Source organism: Paractinoplanes rhizophilus, from assembly GCF_042664765.1.
GTDB lineage: Bacteria > Actinomycetota > Actinomycetes > Mycobacteriales > Micromonosporaceae > Actinoplanes > Actinoplanes rhizophilus.
On the sequence record NZ_JBHTBJ010000032.1, the window covers coordinates 1 to 18,642 of the forward strand.

At 70.9% G+C, this 18,642-nt stretch carries 24 protein-coding genes; 16 read left to right on the top strand and 8 right to left on the bottom strand.

Annotated elements, in window-relative coordinates:
* Window positions 1-420: 420 nt before the first annotated feature.
* On the top strand, window positions 421-873 hold the full coding sequence (locus tag ACFQS1_RS30595) for a DUF6232 family protein (protein WP_378975108.1): 453 nt from the start codon (window positions 421-423) through the stop codon (window positions 871-873).
* Here the strand turns inward: ACFQS1_RS30595 and ACFQS1_RS30600 are convergent.
* Window positions 755-1,435: a helix-turn-helix domain-containing protein gene (locus ACFQS1_RS30600; protein WP_378975110.1), complete on the bottom strand. Its 681-nt coding sequence runs from the start codon at window positions 1,433-1,435 to the stop codon at window positions 755-757. The two genes, ACFQS1_RS30595 and ACFQS1_RS30600, sit on opposite strands and share 119 nt — an antisense overlap.
* Window positions 1,436-1,509: 74 nt before the next feature.
* On the opposite strand from ACFQS1_RS30600, the gene ACFQS1_RS30605 reads away from it, so the two are divergent.
* The gene (locus ACFQS1_RS30605) at window positions 1,510-1,713 is read left to right on the top strand and encodes a hypothetical protein (protein ID WP_378975112.1); all 204 of its coding nucleotides are present in this window, start codon (window positions 1,510-1,512) and stop codon (window positions 1,711-1,713) included.
* A 31-nt stretch (window positions 1,714-1,744) separates the two neighbouring features.
* Here ACFQS1_RS30605 and ACFQS1_RS30610 read toward each other — a convergent pair whose 3' ends face one another.
* A complete protein-coding gene (locus tag ACFQS1_RS30610; protein WP_378975114.1) occupies window positions 1,745-2,689 on the bottom strand; it encodes a helix-turn-helix domain-containing protein in 945 nt (314 codons plus the stop codon).
* 90 nt (window positions 2,690-2,779) lie between these two features.
* Between ACFQS1_RS30610 and ACFQS1_RS30615 the strand changes: the two genes are divergently transcribed.
* Complete coding sequence (locus tag ACFQS1_RS30615; protein ID WP_378975116.1) at window positions 2,780-3,856, top strand: DNA glycosylase AlkZ-like family protein; 1,077 nt, start codon at window positions 2,780-2,782, stop codon at window positions 3,854-3,856.
* Window positions 3,857-3,890: 34 nt separating this feature from the next.
* Here ACFQS1_RS30615 and ACFQS1_RS30620 read toward each other — a convergent pair whose 3' ends face one another.
* Together ACFQS1_RS30620 and ACFQS1_RS30625 are read right to left on the bottom strand one after the other, a co-directional pair.
* A complete protein-coding gene (locus ACFQS1_RS30620) occupies window positions 3,891-4,100 on the bottom strand; it encodes a DUF397 domain-containing protein (protein WP_378975118.1) in 210 nt (69 codons plus the stop codon).
* A gap of 8 nt (window positions 4,101-4,108) precedes the next feature.
* Window positions 4,109-4,309 (bottom strand): DUF397 domain-containing protein, encoded by a 201-nt coding sequence (locus ACFQS1_RS30625; RefSeq protein ID WP_378975120.1) that lies wholly within the window; start codon window positions 4,307-4,309, stop codon window positions 4,109-4,111.
* A 202-nt stretch (window positions 4,310-4,511) separates the two neighbouring features.
* Here ACFQS1_RS30625 and ACFQS1_RS30630 point away from each other — a divergent pair, with 202 nt between their 5' ends.
* From ACFQS1_RS30630 to ACFQS1_RS30640, 3 genes are all read left to right on the top strand, one after another.
* A complete protein-coding gene (locus ACFQS1_RS30630; RefSeq protein WP_378975122.1) occupies window positions 4,512-5,375 on the top strand; it encodes a helix-turn-helix domain-containing protein in 864 nt (287 codons plus the stop codon).
* A gap of 201 nt (window positions 5,376-5,576) precedes the next feature.
* A complete protein-coding gene (locus ACFQS1_RS30635) occupies window positions 5,577-6,437 on the top strand; it encodes a helix-turn-helix domain-containing protein (RefSeq protein ID WP_378975124.1) in 861 nt (286 codons plus the stop codon).
* Window positions 6,438-6,516: 79 nt separating this feature from the next.
* Window positions 6,517-7,368, top strand: coding sequence for a helix-turn-helix domain-containing protein (locus tag ACFQS1_RS30640; protein ID WP_378975126.1), 852 nt, complete (start codon window positions 6,517-6,519; stop codon window positions 7,366-7,368).
* Window positions 7,369-7,628: 260 nt separating this feature from the next.
* On the opposite strand, the gene ACFQS1_RS30645 is transcribed toward ACFQS1_RS30640, so the two are convergent.
* The gene (locus ACFQS1_RS30645) at window positions 7,629-8,735 is read right to left on the bottom strand and encodes a type III PLP-dependent enzyme (RefSeq protein WP_378975128.1); all 1,107 of its coding nucleotides are present in this window, start codon (window positions 8,733-8,735) and stop codon (window positions 7,629-7,631) included.
* Window positions 8,735-9,268, bottom strand: coding sequence for a helix-turn-helix domain-containing protein (locus ACFQS1_RS30650; protein ID WP_378975130.1), 534 nt, complete (start codon window positions 9,266-9,268; stop codon window positions 8,735-8,737). The genes ACFQS1_RS30645 and ACFQS1_RS30650 overlap by 1 nt, the downstream gene beginning before the upstream one ends.
* Window positions 9,269-9,352: 84 nt before the next feature.
* Between ACFQS1_RS30650 and ACFQS1_RS30655 the strand changes: the two genes are divergently transcribed.
* Both ACFQS1_RS30655 and ACFQS1_RS30660 read left to right on the top strand, forming a co-directional pair.
* Window positions 9,353-10,330, top strand: a complete 978-nt coding sequence (locus ACFQS1_RS30655; protein WP_378975132.1) for an NADH-quinone oxidoreductase subunit B family protein — start codon at window positions 9,353-9,355, stop codon at window positions 10,328-10,330.
* Window positions 10,331-10,646: 316 nt separating this feature from the next.
* Window positions 10,647-11,117 carry a hypothetical protein gene (locus ACFQS1_RS30660; protein ID WP_378975134.1) on the top strand — a complete coding sequence of 157 codons (471 nt, stop codon included), beginning with the start codon at window positions 10,647-10,649 and terminating at the stop codon, window positions 11,115-11,117.
* 6 nt (window positions 11,118-11,123) lie between these two features.
* Here the strand turns inward: ACFQS1_RS30660 and hypB are convergent, their stop codons facing one another.
* Complete coding sequence (gene hypB, locus ACFQS1_RS30665) at window positions 11,124-11,756, bottom strand: hydrogenase nickel incorporation protein HypB (protein ID WP_378975136.1); 633 nt, start codon at window positions 11,754-11,756, stop codon at window positions 11,124-11,126.
* A gap of 44 nt (window positions 11,757-11,800) precedes the next feature.
* Window positions 11,801-12,130, bottom strand: coding sequence for a hydrogenase maturation nickel metallochaperone HypA/HybF (locus tag ACFQS1_RS30670; protein ID WP_378975138.1), 330 nt, complete (start codon window positions 12,128-12,130; stop codon window positions 11,801-11,803).
* 146 nt (window positions 12,131-12,276) lie between these two features.
* Here ACFQS1_RS30670 and ACFQS1_RS30675 point away from each other — a divergent pair, with 146 nt between their 5' ends.
* The 8 genes from ACFQS1_RS30675 to ACFQS1_RS30710 are packed head-to-tail and all read left to right on the top strand — an operon-like array spanning window position 12,277 to window position 18,641.
* Window positions 12,277-13,293: an NADH-quinone oxidoreductase subunit B family protein gene (locus tag ACFQS1_RS30675; protein WP_378975140.1), complete on the top strand. Its 1,017-nt coding sequence runs from the start codon at window positions 12,277-12,279 to the stop codon at window positions 13,291-13,293.
* Complete coding sequence (locus ACFQS1_RS30680) at window positions 13,290-15,044, top strand: nickel-dependent hydrogenase large subunit (protein ID WP_378975142.1); 1,755 nt, start codon at window positions 13,290-13,292, stop codon at window positions 15,042-15,044. The genes ACFQS1_RS30675 and ACFQS1_RS30680 overlap by 4 nt, the downstream gene beginning before the upstream one ends.
* A gap of 2 nt (window positions 15,045-15,046) precedes the next feature.
* On the top strand, window positions 15,047-15,496 hold the full coding sequence (locus ACFQS1_RS30685; RefSeq protein WP_378975144.1) for a hypothetical protein: 450 nt from the start codon (window positions 15,047-15,049) through the stop codon (window positions 15,494-15,496).
* Entirely contained in the window at window positions 15,493-16,059 is a 567-nt protein-coding gene (locus tag ACFQS1_RS30690; RefSeq protein ID WP_378975146.1) for a DUF5947 family protein, read from the top strand. The genes ACFQS1_RS30685 and ACFQS1_RS30690 overlap by 4 nt, the downstream gene beginning before the upstream one ends.
* Window positions 16,056-16,694, top strand: a complete 639-nt coding sequence (locus ACFQS1_RS30695; protein WP_378975148.1) for a DUF6084 family protein — start codon at window positions 16,056-16,058, stop codon at window positions 16,692-16,694. The genes ACFQS1_RS30690 and ACFQS1_RS30695 overlap by 4 nt, the downstream gene beginning before the upstream one ends.
* Window positions 16,691-17,926, top strand: a complete 1,236-nt coding sequence (locus ACFQS1_RS30700; RefSeq protein WP_378975150.1) for a hypothetical protein — start codon at window positions 16,691-16,693, stop codon at window positions 17,924-17,926. Before ACFQS1_RS30695 ends, ACFQS1_RS30700 begins: the two co-directional genes overlap by 4 nt.
* Window positions 17,926-18,048, top strand: coding sequence for a DUF6893 family small protein (locus ACFQS1_RS30705; protein ID WP_378975152.1), 123 nt, complete (start codon window positions 17,926-17,928; stop codon window positions 18,046-18,048). Before ACFQS1_RS30700 ends, ACFQS1_RS30705 begins: the two co-directional genes overlap by 1 nt.
* Window positions 18,045-18,641 (top strand): hydrogenase maturation protease, encoded by a 597-nt coding sequence (locus ACFQS1_RS30710; protein ID WP_378975154.1) that lies wholly within the window; start codon window positions 18,045-18,047, stop codon window positions 18,639-18,641. The genes ACFQS1_RS30705 and ACFQS1_RS30710 overlap by 4 nt, the downstream gene beginning before the upstream one ends.
* The last annotated feature ends 1 nt before the right edge of the window (window position 18,642 follow it).

Below are 18,642 nucleotides of genomic sequence, written 5' to 3' on the forward strand. Positions count from 1 at the left end.
CTCCAAATCGACGTGCACATGGCCTCCATGGTCATCGTTGCTCAGCAACGTCGATCATGGAGACCCTCACCCGTCACCCCGCAGCCACCCCCATCCACGCAGGTAACCCCGGTCATCACTCGTCTAGCAGCTCAGCCCGGCGGCCCCTCACCGCGGCTCAGCCCGGCGGTCCCGGGACGGGCTTGAGTTGCAGCGAGCTGGGGCCGATCGGCGGGGCTGCGCTGCTGCGTTTGGGCCGGTCGTCGACGCGTACCGGAAAGGATTTTCAAAAGCCGGCTGAGAGCCGCCCGCCTGACACACGGCTATCTGCACTTTGCAAGTTGGATTTCGCACATCGTGATTCGCGGACAGCCTCTCGCTACCTGCAAGCCGCGATCACCCCTTCTAATGGAGACAACGGGGTCACGGAGGGGTCACGAGATGACAACGAGCAGCGCGAGCCGCAGCAAGCCGCTGTGGCGTGTCCTCTACGAGGGCGCGGAGATCAGGGTTACCACGTGGCATGTCGAGGTGGACGGGCTCCGGATCGCGATACCGGAGCTGCGCGGGATGACCCGCTGCCTCACCTACCGCTACCCGATGGTCAAGGTCGCGGCCGTCACCGCGGGCCTGGAGCTGGCGATCGCGGCGCCGTTCGCGGTGGCCTACGGCTCGGCGCTGATGATGTGCGCGGGGCTGGTCTCGGCGTGCGGCGTGGCGATCGGCGTCATCGGGGACGCGCAGCGCAACCCGCGCTATCAGGAGATCCAGGCCGTCATCCGGGGGCAGCGGGTGGTGCTGTTCGGCACCCGCGACCAACAGCGGTTCGGCTTCGTCTGGCGCGCGCTCGTCCGGGCGGTCGAGGCCAACCGCGACCTGGATCCGTACGGCTGAGAATCTCGACGGCCGGGGCCTTCCGGCCGGCCGGGCCTATGACTGACGGTCGAACTCGTCGCCCTTCACGCCGGTCGTGAACGCCGCCCACTCGGCCAGCGTGAAGGAGACGCGGATGTGCCGGCCCCTTGATGCCCACCCGGCCCGACTCGATGCGGCGCAGCGTGCTCGCGGACACCTCGATCACGTCGGCGGCCCGCTCGGTCGGCACCTTGGCCTCGTCACGCAGCCGGCGCAGCTGGGCGCCGAGCTGGAACCGCACGAACGTGGGACTGTCCACGGCCGCATTGTGCCCGATCGATGGCCGACGTTCACCCATTGTGGTGAGCACGTCCGTCTCCGTAATTGACCGGCCCAAAGTGCGCGCGCAAACTGGCGCCACGGGGGTGGCGGCGGACCCGGCAGCCGCCGCCGCCCCAGCCGGGAAGATCGACGCCCGCCCTCGCTCCCCGCCAGGGAGACCACGGCCATGCCCGAGCGCTTCATTCGCTGGACGCACTGACCGCGTTCGCCCGAGACACCACCGCGATGTCCACATCGCGCCATGGCGCTTGTGCGGCATGGGTTTGCCCTTTTGAGAAGGCCGCACCGGTACTGAAAATTTGTACCGCTGCCCCACCGCGAAGGAGGCCCATCATGCCCGGCGTGACGGTGCCGGTCGTGGCGGGGCCGCCGAGGACCCCGGCCGCACCCGCCCGCGCCACCACCCCAGCAGCGCCGGCGACAACGCTTCGCACCGACGACGTCATCCCGCACGCCCCCGCGGTGGACGCCGGGTGTGTGGCGCCGGTGCGGCCGGGCCCGGGCACGCGATCCCGCCGGGCCGCCGTCCGCCGATGATGGTGCCGATCGGCGATGACGGGGCGTCGCCCTACAGCCAGCCTCGCCTGGCCGCCTGGAAGGCCAGGCCGGCCCGGCTGTCGACGCCGGCCACCGCCATCAGCCGGTCGAGGCGGCGCTGCACGGTCCGCTTGCTCACGCCGAGGTGGGTGGCGATCGACTTGTCCGGCATGCCGGCCACCACCAGCGACAGCAGCAGCCGGTCGGGCTCCCCGGCGGCCTCGCCGAGCACCGGCGTCGCCCGCTCCCAATAGCTCTCGAACAGCGCCATCATCGCGCCGAGCAGCTCACCGGAGCGGATCACGGCGGCGCTCGGCTCGGCCATGCCCCACTCGGCGTCCGGCACCAGCGGGCAGATCGCCAGCGACCGGTCGGCTATCGCGAGGCGTACCGGCAGGGCCGGCAACGCCCGCGCCTGCTCGCCCATCCCGACGGCCTCGACGATGCTGGCCAGCTCGCCCGGCTTTTCCAGCAGCGCCCGCTCGTAGATCGCCCGATAGCGCACGCCGCGCTTGAGCGCGCTCGTCTCCTCGGCGTTGTCGGGCCCCTGCATGGCGAGCGGGTTGGCCCGGCAGAACCAGAGAATCTCGTCGTGCGCCGAATCCTGCATCTCGCGCAGCCGCGCGCGCAGCGTCTCGGCGCCCACGACGATCTCGACGAGATGGCCGGCGCTGCGCCGCCGGGTGTTGCGGCGGTACTCCTCGCTCAGCGCGGCGACCAGCTGCCGGGCCGACTCGAGCGACTCCTGCTCGCGCAGCAACACCTCGCCGAGGGCCACGTCGGGCGGCAGCGCGTGGAACGTCGGCCCGCTCGACACCAGGCCCTTGCGCTGCAGCCGCGCCAGCAGCGCCGTCGCCTCGCCCGGCCCGATCCCGGCCTGCTCGGCGAACTCGTCCGCGCCGGCGCCCGCCATCCGGAGCAGCACGCGGTAGGCGTGTTCCTCGGAGGCGGGCAGCAGATCAAGCCGCTCAACCACGCGCCCACTTTACGAACCGGCTCGAATCCCGGCTATGAGAGCAATGCCACGAGATCACGATGCAACCTTCGACGCCGTTAGGGTCGGTTGATGCACAAGCTCTCCCGGGCGCGGGCGCGGGGCATCGCGGTGCGGGCTCAGCTGCTCGACGCGGCGCGCCCGGACAACCTGATCGACCTGGTGCACGGCCTGACCCTGCTGCAGCACGACCAGACCGCGGCCGTCGCGCCCAGCGCCCACCTGGTCGCGTGGAGCCGGATCGGGTCCGGCTACTCCCCGGCCGACCTGACCGAGGCGCTCGCGGACCGCACGCTGATCGAGCTGCGCGGCATGATCCGGCCGGCCGAGGACATCGCGCTCTACCGCGCCGAGATGCGGGCGTGGCCCGGCCCCGGCAAGCTCGACCCCTGGCAGGAAAACCTCAGAGATTGGGTACGCGACAACGACGCGTGCCGCCGCGACGTGCTGGCGCGGCTGACCGCCGAGGGCCCGCTGACCACCAGCGAGCTGCCCGACACCTGCGTACGCCCGTGGCGGTCGAGCGGCTGGAACAACAACCGCAACCTCGACCGCCTGCTCGACCTGATGGTGCAGCGCGGCGAGATCGCGCTCGCCGCCCGGCGCCGCGGCGACCGGCTCTGGGACCTCGCCGAGCGGGTCTACCCGGACGTCCCGGACGTGCCGCTCGGCGAGGCGCAGCGCCGCCGCGGCGAGCGGGAGCTGAGCGCGATGGGCCTGGTGCGCGGCCGGTCCGCGCAGGTCGAGCCGTTCGTCGGGGAGGAGGCCGTGGTCGAGGGCGTCCGCGGCCGGTGGCGGGTCGACCCGGCCCAGCTGGATCGGCCGTTCGAGGGCCGGGTGGCGCTGCTGTCCCCGCTCGACCGGCTCGTCTACGACCGGAAGCGGATGACCGACCTGTTCGGCTTCGACTACCAGCTGGAGATGTACAAGCCGGTCGCGAAGCGGAGGTGGGGTTACTGGGCGCTGCCGATCCTCGTGGACGACCAGCTGGTCGGCAAGGTCGACGCGACCGCCGACCGCAAGGAGCGGGTCCTGCGGGTCGACGCGATCCACGAGGACCTCGCGTTCGACGAGAGCGCGGTGACGGCCGAGATCGCCGAGCTCGCGGACTGGCTCGGGCTGACGCCGGTGGGTTCGATCGCCGCCTGAGCGTCTGAGATCCGCGCGGCCTCGGGTCGCGGCGCTACAGGTCGAACTCGCCGTCCTTGGCGCCGCCCACGAACGCCTCCCACTCGCGCAGGTTGAAGATCAGGGCGGGCCCGTCGGGGTCGCGCGAGTCGCGGACGGCGACGATGCCGGGCAGGTTGTCGGCGACCTCGACGAAGTCGCCGTCGCCGCCGGACCGGCTGCTGCGTCGCCAGACCGCGCCGGAGAGATCTGTCGCCGAGGTCATCGCACGCCTCAGCGCAGGTCGAACTCGCCGCGCGTCACGCCGTCGATGAAGGCGGCGAAGACCTGCCGGTCGAAGGTGAGGATCGCGCCCTCGGGGTCTTTCGAGTCGCGGACCAGGATGGTGTCGCGCCGGGGCGCCACCTCGACGCACGCGCCACTGCTGCTGCGCGTGCTCTTCCGCCAGGCCGGAGCGCTCCCACGACCGTCCACGGTCCGTCACCACCTATCTAGACCGGCCGGAGGCCACGTTGCACGGCCGGAAGAAGTATATGCCCGATTTGGGGGGAACTCAGGCAGGAACCTTCCGGAGCCTAGCGGAAGGAAGCCGTCGCGGCAATTTCCTAACTGCACTTTGCAGGTCACCTAAGCTAGCGTTAGGCATGGTCACCGAGCGGCGAAGGAGGAACCCGGCATGTCGGAGCCCGTCGGCCCGGCCATCGCGCGTGTCCGCCTCTCCACCCACCTGCGCACGCTGCGCGGCGACCGGCCGGCCGCCGAGGTGGCGCGGGCCATGCACTGGTCGCTCTCCAAGCTGAACCGGATCGAGAACAACAAGGTGACGATCCAGCCGGTCGAGGTGGAGGCGCTGGCCCACCACTACGGCGTGCGCGATCCGGCCGAGATCCGCCGCCTGGTCGACCTGTCGCTGATCTCCCGCCGGCGCATGTGGTGGCGCGACGAGCACGAGTACCTCGACGAGGACTTCATCAACTTCATCGCGTTCGAGAACGACGCCTCCCACCTCTACGGCTACCACGCCTCGCTGCTGCCCTGGCCGTTGCAGACCCCGGAGTACGCCCTCGCCATGACGTCGTCGATCTTGCGCAAGCCGATCGACGACCCCGACGTCCGCAAGGTCGTCGACGTGCGCCTGAAGCGGCAGGAGACCCTGCGCGACCGCCTCGACGGCGACTTTCCGCCGCGGATCAGCCTGGCCGTCGACGAGGCGGTGCTGTTGCGCCCGGTCGGCGGCGACGAGGTGATGGCCGCGCAGATCGATCACCTGGTCGCGATGGCGGCCCGCCCCGAGGTCCAGGTCGTGGTGCTGCCGTTCCGCCTCGGCGTGCATCCCGGGCTGGGCGGCACCTTCGAGCTGCTCACCTTCTCGGAGGACGAGGATCTGGACGTCGTCTTCATCGAGACGCCGGCCACCGGCTTCCTGCTGACCGACGCGGCCGATACGACGCCGTTCCGCGAGATCATGGACGAGTTGCTCGCCACCGATCCGGCCGGCGACAGCCTCGACCGGGCCTTGGCCGGCGCGATGAAGGCCTGACGGCCGTAAGAGCCGAATTCACGGATCACGAAACCCGTCATGGTCCATTTCGGGCCAGGACAGTCGCTCGTCTCTCCACGAGAGAAACGTTGTCGGTATCGTGGACGGAACCCGCCACCACGCTCTCCACCGAGAGGAGACCCCTCCCACCCACCTCAGGACGACGCCGAAGTCGGACCTCCCACCCAAGAGAGGCTCGTCATGCCAGAAACCATCGGACCGGCGATCGCCCGCGATCGGCTCAGCGCACGCCTGCGCGAGCTGCGCGCGTCTCAGGGCCTCTCACCCGCCGAGGTGGCGGAGCGGCTGGACTGGCCGGAATCGGCCGTCGAGGAGATGGAGTCGGGGCGGAGCCTGCCGTCGCCGCGCAGGCTCGAGGAGCTTCTGGAGCTCTACGGCCTCGACGGGCCGACGGCCGAAAACCTGCTTCTGCTCGACCACATCGCCCGGTCCCGCTTCTGGTGGGCGCGGCACGGCATGTCCGAGGCCTATCAGGACTTCGTGGCGTACGAGTCGGAGGCCACCCGGATCGGCGTCTACCAGCCGCTGGTGGTGCCGGGTCTGCTGCAGACCCGGCGATACGCGATGGCGGCGGCCGCGACGATCCTGCGTCTGTCCGAAGACGACCCGGGCGTCGCCGCGCGGGCCGACGTGCGTCTCGAACGGCAGAGCCGGGTCGCCGGCCGGGTCGCGGCGGGCGACCGGGTGGAGATCGTCGCCATCGTCGACGAGGTCGTGCTCCGCCGGCGCATCGGCGGCGCCGACGTCATGCGCGAGCAGCTGGACCACCTCGCCGAGCAGGCCGCGCTGCCGCACGTGACGCTGGTGGTCCTGCCGACCGGGCTCGGCGGCCACCCGGGTCTCGGCGGGGTGTTCGAGCTGCTCGAGCACGAGGACGACCCGGACCTGCCGATCGCCTTCATCGAGGCGGCGACCGGCGACCAGCTTCTGTGCGGCGCCCCGGCGCAGACGTATCGGCAGACCCTCGACGCGCTTCGGACCACCGGCCGGACCGGCGCCGACGCCGCCGCGTTCGTGCGCGAGATCCGGGGCGAGATCTGACGGCCGCGGTGCGACCCGCGGGGTAACGTGGGCTGGACCGGGAGCGTCGCGGGACAGGACGGGACGGGGTGGGATCCACATGCCGGAGCAGGTCGGCCAGGCCGTGGCCCGCGAGCGCCTTCGCGCGCGGCTCGTCGAGCTGCGCCGGTTGAGCGGGCTCAGCGCCGACGCGGTCACCTCGCGCACGCACTGGTCACTGTCCAAGTTGAACAGGATCGAGACCGGCGCGGTCACGGTGCAGCCGCTCGACGCGCAGGCGCTGCTGCAGATCTATGGCCTCGACGACCCGGGCGAGGTCGCCAGGCTCACCGATCTCGCGATCACGGCCCGGCGCCGGCAGTGGTGGAGCGGGTTCCAGCTCGAGCCCGAAGTGCGCGACTTCGTGGCGTACGAGAGCACCGCCTCGCGCATCACCACCTATCAGGCGCTGCACATCCCCGACCTGCTGCAGACCGAGGCGTACGCGCGGATGGCGCTCACCGCCGCGGCCGGCAAGAAGGCCGACGACCCCGGCGTGCAGGGCGCGCTCGACCTCCTCCAGCGCCGCCAGGCCGAGGTCGCCGCCCGCGGGCCCGAGATCCAGGCCGTGCTCGACGGCGCGGTGCTGGCCCGGCGGGTGGGTGGCGGCCAGGTGATGCGCGCCCAGCTCGACCGGCTGGTCGAGGTGATCGGCGAGGGCCGGGTGCGGGTGGTCGTGGTGCCGCTGCGGCACGGCCTGATTCCCGGTCCGGGCGGCGGCTTCGAGCTGCTCGGCTTCCCCGGCGCCGAGGATCCCGACGTGGTCTTCGTCGAGTCCCCGGTGCGCAACCTGCTGGTCCGTGACAAGGACGTGATCGCGGGATATCACGACGCGGCCGACACGCTGATCGATTCCGGCCTCACCCGCGACGCCGCCATCAAGGAGATCCGCCGCGTCCGCGCCGAGCTCTAACCCCCGTACAGCGCGGACACCCACAGGTGCGTCAATGTCTCGACCAGCACCGTCCGGTCGTCAGACGGGGGCACCCCGCTCGCGGCCAGGTAGTACAGCCGCTCGCCGGCCCAGGGTCAGCGATGCGGCGAGAGCGGGTACGTCGACGCCCAGCTCGCCACGATCGCGCGCAGCACGGCCGCATTGGCGAGCCAGACCGTGGCCTCGCATCCACACCCGCGCGCAGGGTCCGTGGCCGCGATGTTCGCCTGAGTGGCGCTTCAGCGTCCGCGGACGATGGTGCGGAGCGGGGGGAATCCGTTGAAGCCGACCGAGGCGTACGTGGCGGTGTAGGCGCCGGTGCCGTGGATCCGCACCTGGTCGCCGGGGCGCAGCGCCAGCGGCAGGTCGTAGGTCGTGTTCTGGTAGAGGATGTCGACGCTGTCGCAGGTCGGGCCGGCCAGGATGACCGGGCCGGTGCGGGTGCCGTCGTACGGCGTCGTCATCCGGTATCGGATCGCCTCGTCCTCGGTCTCGGCGAGCCCGCCGAAGCGGCCCACGTCGAGGTAGACCCAGCGCGGCTCGTCCGCATAGGACTTGCGCGACACCAGCACCACCTCGGTGTGCAGCACGCCGCACGGGGCCGCGATGTAGCGCCCCGGCTCGATCATCAGCTCCGGCCGGGCAGTACCGAAGTGCCGATCGACGGCGGCGGCGATCGCGTCGGCGTAGGCCAAGATCGGCGGGCAGGGCGCCAGGTAGTCGACCGGAAAACCGCCGCCGCAGTTGAGCAACCGCAGCGCGATCCCCTCCGACCGCAGCTTCGCGTACAGCAGCGCGGCGTCGGCGATGCTCGGCTCCCAGCGCGCCGGGTCGAGTTGCTGCGAGCCGACGTGAAAGCAGATGCCCGCGGGGTCGAGCCCGTGCCGCGCCGCCCACCGGATCAGGTCGATCGCCATCTCGGGCGCGCACCCGAACTTGCGGCTCAGCGGCCAACGCGCGCCCTGGCTGGAGGCCAGCACCCGGCAGATCACCGTCGCTCCGGGGGCGTGCTCGGCCAGCTTCTCCACCTCGCCGAGGCTGTCGAAGGCGAAGACCCGGACACCTTTCCCGTACGCGTACGCGATGTCGTCGGATTTTTTGATGGTGTTGCCGAACGACAGGGTGGCCGGCGGCGCGCCCGCGGACAGGCAGAGGTCGACCTCGTTGCGGCTCGCCACGTCGAAGTGGCAGCCGGCCGCCACCAGCTCGCGGACCAGCAGCGGCTCGGGATTGGCCTTGACGGCGTAGTAGACCGGCGTGCCCGGGAAGGCCGCCGCGATCCGGCGATACTGCGCGACCGCCACCGGGATGTCGATCAGCAGGTAGGGGGTGTCGATCTCGGCCATCAGTGGAAGGGCTCGCCGAAGGTTTCCCGGATCCGGTAGAGATCGCGTAACCGGGGCTCGGTGCTGCCGGCCACCCATCGGCTGATCGTCTTGGTGGAGACGTCGAGCTTGCGGGCCGCGGCCTCCATGGTCAGTCCCTCCTCGCGCAGGCGGCCGGCCAGCCAGAGCGCGAACGTGGTGCGCTCCGCCGCGGCCGGCGAGATCGGCGCGAGCGGCGCGCGTTGCTCCGGCACGTGCGCGGTGGTCGCGCCGACCGCGGGAATCCGGGCCGGCGCCGTGTCGGGCGCGAAGAGCACGTCCACCTCGGCGCCATCGGGGAAGATCCGCAGCGAGACCTGGATGGTGCCGGCCTCGCCGGCGGCGTCGAGCAGGACCTCGGCGACCCGGTCGCAGAGGATGCGGATGTCGTCGTCGGAGACGGGGCTGCCGGTCAGCTGGCGGCGCACGAAGTCGCGGACGTCGGGCAGCGCGGCCGGTCGCGCCGGGAACGCCTGCGCGACCACCTCGACCGGGAGGATCTCGATGTTCTCCACTCCCGACAGCTTACGGTGACCGGGCCCACCCGATCGAGTGATGGGCATCTTTCACATTCGGGGCGGGAGGCATAGCATCCCCGCGTGGACGAGGATGAGCGGGTGCTGCACATCCTCTGGATGAACGGCGGCCTGAGCTGTGACGGGGAGTCGGTGGCACTGACCGCCGCGACCCAGCCCAGCATCGAGGAGATCGTGGCCGGCGCCCTGCCAGGGGTGCCGCCGATCGCCCTGCACTGGCCGTATTTCGACTTCGACAGCGGGCCCGACGGCGGCCCGGGCAGCTTCATCGAGTGGTGGCACCGGGCCGACCGGGGCGAGCTCGACCCGTTCATCCTGATCGTCGAGGGCTCGGTGCCGGACGAGACGAACAAGGCCGAGGGCTACTGGAGCGGGTTCGGCAACGACCTCGAGACCGGGCAGCCGATCCCGGCCAGCGAGTGGCTGACCCGGCTGGCGGCCAAGGCCACCGCCGTGATGGCGGTGGGCACCTGCGCGGCGTACGGCGGGGTGCACGCGATGGCCGGCAACCCGACCGGCGCCAGGGGCGTGCCCGATTTCCTCGGCTGGGACTGGACGTCGAAGGCGGGGCTGCCGATCGTCTGTGTGCCCGGGTGCCCGACGCATCCCGACAATCTGGCCGAGACGATCCTGCACCTGCTCTACCAGGTGTCCGGCCAGGGCGGCGAGATGGCGCTGGACGAGTCGCTGCGGCCGCGCTGGCTGTTCGAGTCGACCGTGCACTCCGGCTGCGACCGGGCGTCCTACTACGACCAGAGCGACTTCGCGACCGGGTACGGCTCGACCAACTGCCTGGTGAAGGTCGGCTGCTGGGGCCAGGTGGTGCGCTGCAACGTGGCCAAGCGCGGCTGGATCAACGGCGTGGGCGGCTGCCCCAACGTGGGCGGCATCTGCATCGCGTGCACGATGCCCGGCTTCCCCGACAAGTTCATGCCGTTCATGGAGTCGGCCACGCCCGCGGCGGACGATCCGGCCGGATACGCGCCCCTCATCCGTACGCTGCGGGGATTCACGCTTCGGGTGGCGACCCCGCAGGGGTAGTCGCCTGCTATCCCCCGAGAGCACGAAGCGGTCTCGAACCCGGTGGACACAACTGTCCGGTCAGGACGCTGACCTGGGGTTTCCCTCGATCGGAGGGGTAGGGATCCGAACCACAACTGGGTGGACATCACTGGGTCTGGTGCGGTCCACGAGCCGTCATGCAGCCTGGTGACCGGGCCGGATACCACCGGCTACCCGGCGTGACGACGACCTAAGAGGTGGGACTGCCTTGCTCTGGCAACGATTCTCGACGCGACGCGCGCTGACGGCGATCCCGATCGAATGCACCCGGGGCTCCGGCCGGTCCCATGTCCCCGTGGTCTTCCGCGAGCCGGAGACCGGCTGGTGGGAGGCGCAGGCGCGAGCCACGGTGACCGTCGCCGCGATCCGCGAGGGCGACGGCGCCTGGCACCCCGAGATGGTGCTGTCCCATCTGGCCGAGATCGCCGGCGCCGAGGCGCTGCTGGTCGTCTTCGGTTCGAACGCACGCTCGGCGCAGCACGCGCTGGTCGCCGACCTGCGCGCCCGCCTCCCCCGGCACGAGATCGTCGCCATCGGGGTGCGGCACCGGCACGGCGACCTGCTCCGCGACGCGGCCACCGTGGAGGGGTTGCTCGACGCCGGCGGCGTGCCGGTGGTGATCACGCCGGTCTCCGCGATGCACGACGTGACCGCCGAGATCGCCAGTTACCTGCGGGCCGACCGGGTGCTGCGGGTGCTGCGCACGCTCGCGGGGGCCGAGCTGCGCCAGGTGTGGTCGCGCAGCCGGGCGCCCAGCCTCAGCTAGCCGGCCTCAGCCGGCCAGCCATGCGTACCAGGCGTCGAGGTTCTCCCCCTTGGTCGCGGACAGCGCCAGGACCTCGGCTTTCGGATTCACCGAGGCGACGTGCGAGCGGCAGGCCTCGAGGTCGAAATCGACGTACGGCAACAGGTCCACCTTGTTCACCACGACCAGATCGGCAGCTGCGAACATGTATGGATACTTCAGGGGCTTGTCGGTCCCCTCGGTCACCGAGATGACGACGACCCTTCCCCGCTCCCCCAAGTCGAACAACGCCGGGCAGACCAGGTTCCCCACGTTCTCCACGAACAACAGCGTGCCGCGGCCGGGGGCCAAGCGGTCGACGGCGTCGCGCAACATGGCCGCGTCCAAGTGGCAGCCGGCGCCGGTGTTGACCTGCACCACCGGGCAGCCGGTGCGGCGGATGCGCTCGGCGTCGATCCGCGTCTCCTGATCGCCCTCCACCACCGCGACCGGCCGGTCGCCGATCTCGCTGATGGTTCGCTCGAGCAGGGTGGTCTTTCCCGACCCGGGCGAGCTCATCAGGTTGATCGTGGAGATCCCCCGGCCCTCGAGCAACGCCCGGTTCGCGGCGGCCAGCTCGTCGTTCTTGGCCAGCACCTTCTGTTCGAGGGTGATCTCCACATGGTCATGCGCATGGCCGCATCCACAGGTCGCGCACATCCTTCTCAGCCCACCTCCATCGAGACGACCTGCAGCTCGCGCCCGGCCGTGACGTCCAGATCGGCGCTGCCGCAGGGACACAGCAGGATCGGGTCGGGCAGCTCGACCAGCGCTCCGCAGGAACGGCACCGCGCAACCCCCGCGCGCTCCTCGATCTCGAGTCGAGCGCCCTCCGCGACCGTGCCCTCGGTGGCCAGGTCGAAGCAGAAGAGCATGGCTTGCGGCACCACGGCGGTCAGCTTTCCAATGCGGACGGTCACGCGTCGCACAGGACGTCCGTCGGCACGGTCGCATACAAGGTCCACGATGTCTTCCGCGATCGCGAGCTCGTGCATGACGTGACCTCGTGGATAGCCTCACCGAACGGATTGACATTGTCACACACCGCAGGACTACTGTGTTACCTGCCTCACACGTATGGGCCGAGCGTCGACCCCACTGCCGCAGGGGTCAGGGACGACCCCGGAAAGATGGGTCCTCCATGCCAGACGATCCCCTCATCCATGTCTTGTGGATCAACGCGGGCCTCAGCTGCGACGGGGACTCGGTCGCGCTGACCGCCGCCACTCAGCCGAGCGTCGAGGAGATCGCCCTCGGCGCGCTGCCCGGCCTCCCGCGCATCGCGGTGCACTGGCCGCTGATCGACTTCGAGTGCGGTCCGCGGGACGGCGCCGACGACTTCCTGGCCTGGTTCTTCCGGGCCGACCGCGGCGAGCTCGAGCCGTTCGTGCTGGTCGTCGAGGGATCGATTCCCGACGAGTCGCTGCACGAGGACGGGTACTGGTGCGGGTTCGGCAACAATCCCGAGACCGGCCAGCCGATGACGACCAGCGAGTGGCTCGACCGGCTCGCGCCCAAGGCGACCGCGGTGGTCGCGGTGGGCACCTGCGCGACGTACGGCGGGATCCATGCCATGGCCGGCAACCCGACCGGCGCCATGGGCGTCCCCGACTACCTCGGCTGGCAGTGGAAGTCGAAGGCCGGCATCCCGATCGTCTGCGTGCCGGGCTGCCCGATCCAGCCCGACAACCTGGCCGAGACGCTGACGTACCTGCTCTATCAGGCCACCGGCCAGGCGCCGATGATCCCGCTGGACGAAGCGCTGCGCCCCACCTGGCTGTTCGGCATGACCGTGCACGAGGGCTGCGACCGCGCCGGCTACTACGAGCAGGCCGACTTCGCCACCGGGTACGGCTCGCCCAAGTGCATCGTCAAGCTCGGCTGCTGGGGCCCGGTCGTGAAGTGCAACGTGCCCAAGCGCGGCTGGCTCAACGGGGTGGGCGGCTGCCCCAACGTGGGCGGCATCTGCATCGGCTGCACCATGCCCGGCTTCCCCGACAAGTTCATGCCGTTCATGGACGAGCCGCCCGGCGGCCGCCTGTCCACCACGGCCGTCGGCTGGTACGGCACGACGATCAAGAAGCTACGCGCGATCACCACGCACACCCTGGATCAGGAGCCCAAGTGGCGCCGCAAAAAGGTGGGGGCACGAGCATGACCTCCGAGCTGGTGGAGATGTCGTGGGATCCGATCACCCGGATCGTCGGCAGCCTCGGCATCTACACGAAGATCGACTTTGCCAACAAGATCGTGGCCGAGTGCAAGAGCACCAGCTCGATCTTCCGCGGCTACTCCATCTTCATGAAGGGCAAGGACCCGCGGGACGCCCACTTCATCACCAGCCGGATCTGCGGCATCTGCGGCGACAACCACGCCACCTGCTCCTGCTATGCGCAGAACATGGCGTACGGCGTGAAGCCGCCGCATCTGGGCGAGTGGATCGTGAATCTCGGCGAGGCGGCCGAGTACATGTTCGACCACAACATCTTCCAGGAGAACCTGGTCGGGGTCGACTACTGCGAGCGGATGGTCGGCGAGACCAACCCGGGCGTGCTGGAGCGGGCCAACCGCACCGACGCCCCGCACGCCGGCATGCACGGCTATCGCACCATCGGCGACATCATGCGCTCGCTGAACCCGTTCACCGGCGAGTTCTACCGCGAGGCGCTGCAGGTGAGCCGCATGACGCGGGAGATGTTCTGCCTGATGGAGGGCCGGCACGTCCACCCGTCGACGCTCTACCCGGGCGGGGTCGGCACGGTCGCCACGGTCCAGCTGATGACCGATTACCTGACCCGGCTGATGCGCTACGTCGAGTTCATGAAGAAGGTCGTCCCGATGCACGACGACCTGTTCGACTTCTTCTACGAGGCGCTGCCCGGGTACGAGATGGTCGGCAACCGCCGCATCCTGCTCGGCTGCTGGGGCTCGTTCCAGGACCCGGAGTCCTGCAACTTCAAGTACGCGGACATGAGCGACTGGGGTCGCAAGATGTACGTGACCCCGGGCATCGTGGTCGACGGCAACCTGATCACCACCGACCTCGTCGAGATCAACCTGGGCATCCGCATCCTGCTCGGCTCCTCGTACTACGAGGACTGGGCCGACCAGGAGATGTTCGTGGCGCGCGACCCGCTGGGCAACCCGGTCGACCGCCGCCACCCGTGGAACCAGCACACCAACCCGCGTCCGCAGAAGCGCGACCTCGACGGCAAGTACAGCTGGGTGATGTCGCCGCGCTGGTACGACGGCCAGGACTACCTGGCGCTGGACACCGGCGGCGGCCCGCTGGCCCGGCTGTGGGTGACCGCGCTGGCCGGCCTGGTCGACATCGGCTACGTCCGGTCCACCGGCTCCTCGGTGCGGATCAACTTGCCGAAGACCGCGCTGAAGGGCCCGGTCGAGTTCGAGTGGAAGATCCCGCGATGGAGCAACACGATCGAGCGGAACCGGGCGAGGACCTACTTCCAGGCGTACGCGGCGGGTTGCGCTCTTCATTTCGCCGAGAAGGCGCTGGCCGAGATCCGGGCCGGGCGCACCAAGACGTGGGAGCCGTTCGAGGTGCCCGACGAGGGCATCGGCTGCGGTTTCACCGAGGCGGTGCGGGGCGTGCTGTCGCACCACATGGTCATCCGGGACGGCAAGATCGCGAATTACCACCCCTATCCGCCGACGCCCTGGAACGCCAACCCGCGCGACAGCTTCGGCACGCCGGGGCCCTATGAGGACGCCGTCCAGGGTCAGCCGATCTTCGAGGAGAACGACCGGGAGAACTTCAAGGGCATCGACATCATGCGTACGGTGCGCAGCTTCGACCCCTGCCTGCCGTGCGGCGTGCACATGTACCTGGGTGGCGGCAAGAAGCTGGAGCTGCTGCACACCCCCACCCAGTCCGCCGGGGCCGAGTGAGCGTGGCCGGCACCGATTGGCGGGAGTCCGCCGCGCGGATAGACATGCTCCTCGCCGGCGTGGGCGACGGCGGCGAGGAGCTGGTGCGCACGGTCGCCGACCTGTACGGCGCCGGGCTGCAGCGGATGCTCGAGCTGCTGCACGAGAGCGGCGTGCTGACCGACGAGGCGCTCGACGCGCTGGCCGGCGACGACCTGGTCGCCGGCCTGCTGCTCGTGCACGGCCTGCACCCGCACGACGCGGCGACCCGGATCGGGCTGGCGCTGCGCGGCACCGGGGTCTCGCTGGTCGAGATCACCGACGACGGCGTCTGCCGGCTGCGCGCCCAGCACCGGCCGCACGACGTCGAGCGGCTGATCGAGTCGGTCGCGCCCGAGATCACCTCGGTCGTGGTGGAGACCGCGAAGCCCTTGATCCCGGTGTCGTCGCTGTTCACCAGGCCCGCGACATGAGGGATTCGCTGACCACGCTCCGGCGGGTCGTCCGCAACCGCCCGGCCGCCGACCGGCCGGAGCGCTGCGAGATGTGCGCCGTCACCATCGACCGGGCGCACGGACACGTCGTCGATCTGCAATCGCGGCAGCTGCTCTGCGCCTGCCGGCCGTGCTACCTGCTGTTCACCGACGACGCCGCCCATCTGCGCTATCGGGCGGTCCCGGACCGCTACCGGGCGGTCGGCGCGTTCCTGGACGAGCGGGGCTGGGACGAGCTGCAGATTCCGGTGGGGCTGGCGTTCCTGTTCCACAACTCGGCGCTGGGGCGGATGGTGGCCCTCTACCCCGGCCCGGCCGGCGCCACCGAGTCCGAGCTGGACATCCCGGTGGTCGCCGACCTGCGGCCGGACGTCGAGGCGCTGCTTCTGCGGCGTGGCCGGGACGGCTACCTGGTGCCGATCGACGTCTGCTACGAGCTGGTCGGGCGGCTGCGGACGCTGTGGCGCGGCTTCGACGGGGGCCAGCAGGCGCACGCCGCGATCGACGAGCTGTTCGAGCGAGTGCGGGCCCGGGCCTCATGAGCGCCTACACCTTCACCGTGCTGGACGTGGCGGCCGAGCCGTACGCGGCGTCCCCGCAGCTCACCTGCCGCCTGCGCATCGCCGAGTCGACCGGCCGGCGGGTGCACGCGATCGCGCTGCGCTGCCAGGTGCGCATCGAGCCGCAGCGCCGCCGCTACGACCCCGCCGAGCAGGACGCGCTGCGCGGGCTGTTCGGCGAGCGGGAGCGCTGGGCCGACACGCTCAAGCCGTTCCAGTGGATGCAGGCGAACGCGACCGTCCCGGGCTTCACCGGCGACATCGAGACCGACCTGGCACTGCCGTGCACGTACGACCTCGAGGTGATCGGCACCCGCTACCTGCACGCGCTCGACGCCGGCGACGTGCCGCTCAACCTGCTGTTCTCCGGCACGATCTTCACGAAGGGCGCGACCGGATTCGAGGTCGAGCAGGTCCCGTGGGCGTGCGAGGCGCGCTGGGCGCTGCCGGTGGCCGTCTGGCGCGACATGATCGACGCCTTCTTCCCGAACAGCGGCTACGTGCTGGTCAGCGCCGACATCCTCAAGGAGCTCGCGGCGTTCCGGGCCCGGCACGACCTGATCAGCTGGGACGAGACGATGCGGCGCCTGCTCGCCGCGGCCGAGGAGTCGCGGTGAGCGTCGAGGCGGCCCGGGCGGTCGCCGACGCCGTGCTCTACGAGGGCTACCTGCTGTATCCCTATCGGGCGAGCGCGGCCAAGAACCGGTCGCGCTGGCAGTTCGGCGTGCTCGGCCCGCCGGCGGCGGCGTCGCCGGCCTTCGCGGAGGCGCCGGCCATGGCGCTCGCTGTTCCGGTACGCCCGGGCGGCGAAGCCCCGGCGGTGACCATCCATCTGCGCTTCCTTCAGCTGCAGACCCGCCAGGTGCTGGACGCTACCGGGCAGCCCGTGGCCGCCCTGCGGGTCGGCGACGAGACCGTGCTCAGCTGGGACGAAGCCGTCGAGCACGAGCTGACCTTCGAGCATGTTCTGGGCGACGAGTCCGACTTTCCGGTTTTGGTCGGCGGCGGCATCGACGAGGAAGCGGCCGGGCGGATCGTGCGCCGCCGGTGGCCACTGACCGCGCGGCTCCGGGCGCACGCCGAGCCGGACGGCGACTTCCTCCGGCTCAGCATCGCGGTGGCCAACGAGCACCCCTCCCCGGTGGGCGACAAGGACGAGGCGACCCGGCACTCGCTGCTCGGCGCGCACCTGCTGGTCGAGGCGCACGACGCCACCTTCGTCTCGGTGCAGGATCCGCCGCCCGACGCCGCCGGCGCCGCCGCCCGCTGCCACCAGGAACGCTGCTGGCCGGTGCTGGCCGGTTCGGACGCGCTGCTGCTCGGCGCGCCGATCATCCTGTACGACCACCCGGCCCTCGCCCCGCAGAGCCCGGGCGACCTCTTCGACGCCACCGAGATCGACGAGATCCTCACCCTGCGGGTCATGACGATGACCGACGACGAGAAGGCCGAGGCCCGCGCCACCGACCCGCGCGCCCGCGCGATCGTCGACCGCTGCGACGCGCTCAGCCCGGCCGGCCTGCAGAGCCTGCACGGCACCCGGCTCGACGACACGCCCTGGTGGGATCCGGCCACCGACGAGCCCGGCCCCGAGTCGGTGCTGATCTCGGGCGTACGCGTCGGCAAGGGCAGCCTCGTGCGGGTGCACCCGTCGCGGCGGGCCGACGCGCAGGACCTGTTCTTCGCCGGCAAACAGGCCCGGGTCACCGCGGTCGTCTCCGATGTGGACGGCGGCACGCACGTGGCCCTGGTCCTGCTCGACGACCCGGCGGCCGACCTGCACGACTGGTACGGCCGGTACCTCTACTTCGCTCCCGACGAGCTCGAACCCATCACCGAGGGGAACTGATGCTGAAACTCATAGGCGCCCTGACCACCATCGCGGCCGCCGCGGCGGCCGCCTACGCGGCGAGCCTCGTGGTCGCGTCGCTGCCCGACATCCAGCGCTACCTCAAGATCAGGTCGATGTGAACATTCTGGTCGCCGGCATCGGCAACATCTTCTTCGGCGATGACGGCTTCGGCCCCGAGGTCGTCCGGCGGCTGCTCGCCGAGGAGCCGCCGCAGCCGCCCAACGTGCGGATCGTCGACTACGGCATCCGCGGCATGTTCCTCGCCTTCGACCTGCTCGGCGTCGACCGGCTGATCCTGGTCGACGCGCTGCCGGACGAGGACGAGACGCCCGGCGAGTTGGTCGTGCTCGAGATCGGGCCGGACGACATCGAGCCCACCGGCTTCGACGCGCACATGATGATCCCCAGCCGGGTGCTCGGCGCGGTCGAGAAGCTGGGCGAGAAGCTGCCGCCGACGTACCTGGTGGGCTGCCGGATCGACACGGCGTTCGAGGACATCGGCCTCACCCCGCGGGTGGAGAAGGCCGTCCCGGCGGCGATGGAGGCCGTGCACGCGCTCATCGACCGCATCCTGGCCGGCCCGGACGACAGCGATCCGGCGACCTCGGGCGTCTACTCGCCGGTCGCGCAGATCATGCGGGAGGTCCGGCCCGAGCCCAAGGGCGCGGTCCGCCCGATCAAGGCCGAGACCCCGGACCCCTGGGGAGGCTGAC

Bases quoted from the DNA above. Each gene is read 5' to 3' on its own strand.
- ACFQS1_RS30605 (WP_378975112.1), top strand. From the start codon at position 1,510: ATGCCCGGCGTGACGGTGCCGGTCGTGGCGGGGCCGCCGAGGACCCCG.
- ACFQS1_RS30600 (WP_378975110.1), bottom strand. From the start codon at position 1,435: ATGCCGCACAAGCGCCATGGCGCGATGTGGACATCGCGGTGGTGTCTC.
- ACFQS1_RS30630 (WP_378975122.1), top strand. From the start codon at position 4,512: ATGTCGGAGCCCGTCGGCCCGGCCATCGCGCGTGTCCGCCTCTCCACC.
- ACFQS1_RS30640 (WP_378975126.1), top strand. From the start codon at position 6,517: ATGCCGGAGCAGGTCGGCCAGGCCGTGGCCCGCGAGCGCCTTCGCGCG.
- ACFQS1_RS30620 (WP_378975118.1), bottom strand. From the start codon at position 4,100: ATGACCTCGGCGACAGATCTCTCCGGCGCGGTCTGGCGACGCAGCAGC.
- ACFQS1_RS30670 (WP_378975138.1), bottom strand. From the start codon at position 12,130: ATGCACGAGCTCGCGATCGCGGAAGACATCGTGGACCTTGTATGCGAC.
- ACFQS1_RS30615 (WP_378975116.1), top strand. From the start codon at position 2,780: ATGCACAAGCTCTCCCGGGCGCGGGCGCGGGGCATCGCGGTGCGGGCT.
- ACFQS1_RS30645 (WP_378975128.1), bottom strand. From the start codon at position 8,735: ATGGCCGAGATCGACACCCCCTACCTGCTGATCGACATCCCGGTGGCG.
- ACFQS1_RS30705 (WP_378975152.1), top strand. From the start codon at position 17,926: ATGCTGAAACTCATAGGCGCCCTGACCACCATCGCGGCCGCCGCGGCG.
- ACFQS1_RS30675 (WP_378975140.1), top strand. From the start codon at position 12,277: ATGCCAGACGATCCCCTCATCCATGTCTTGTGGATCAACGCGGGCCTC.
- ACFQS1_RS30690 (WP_378975146.1), top strand. From the start codon at position 15,493: ATGAGGGATTCGCTGACCACGCTCCGGCGGGTCGTCCGCAACCGCCCG.
- ACFQS1_RS30680 (WP_378975142.1), top strand. From the start codon at position 13,290: ATGACCTCCGAGCTGGTGGAGATGTCGTGGGATCCGATCACCCGGATC.
- ACFQS1_RS30635 (WP_378975124.1), top strand. From the start codon at position 5,577: ATGCCAGAAACCATCGGACCGGCGATCGCCCGCGATCGGCTCAGCGCA.
- ACFQS1_RS30595 (WP_378975108.1), top strand. From the start codon at position 421: ATGACAACGAGCAGCGCGAGCCGCAGCAAGCCGCTGTGGCGTGTCCTC.
- ACFQS1_RS30695 (WP_378975148.1), top strand. From the start codon at position 16,056: ATGAGCGCCTACACCTTCACCGTGCTGGACGTGGCGGCCGAGCCGTAC.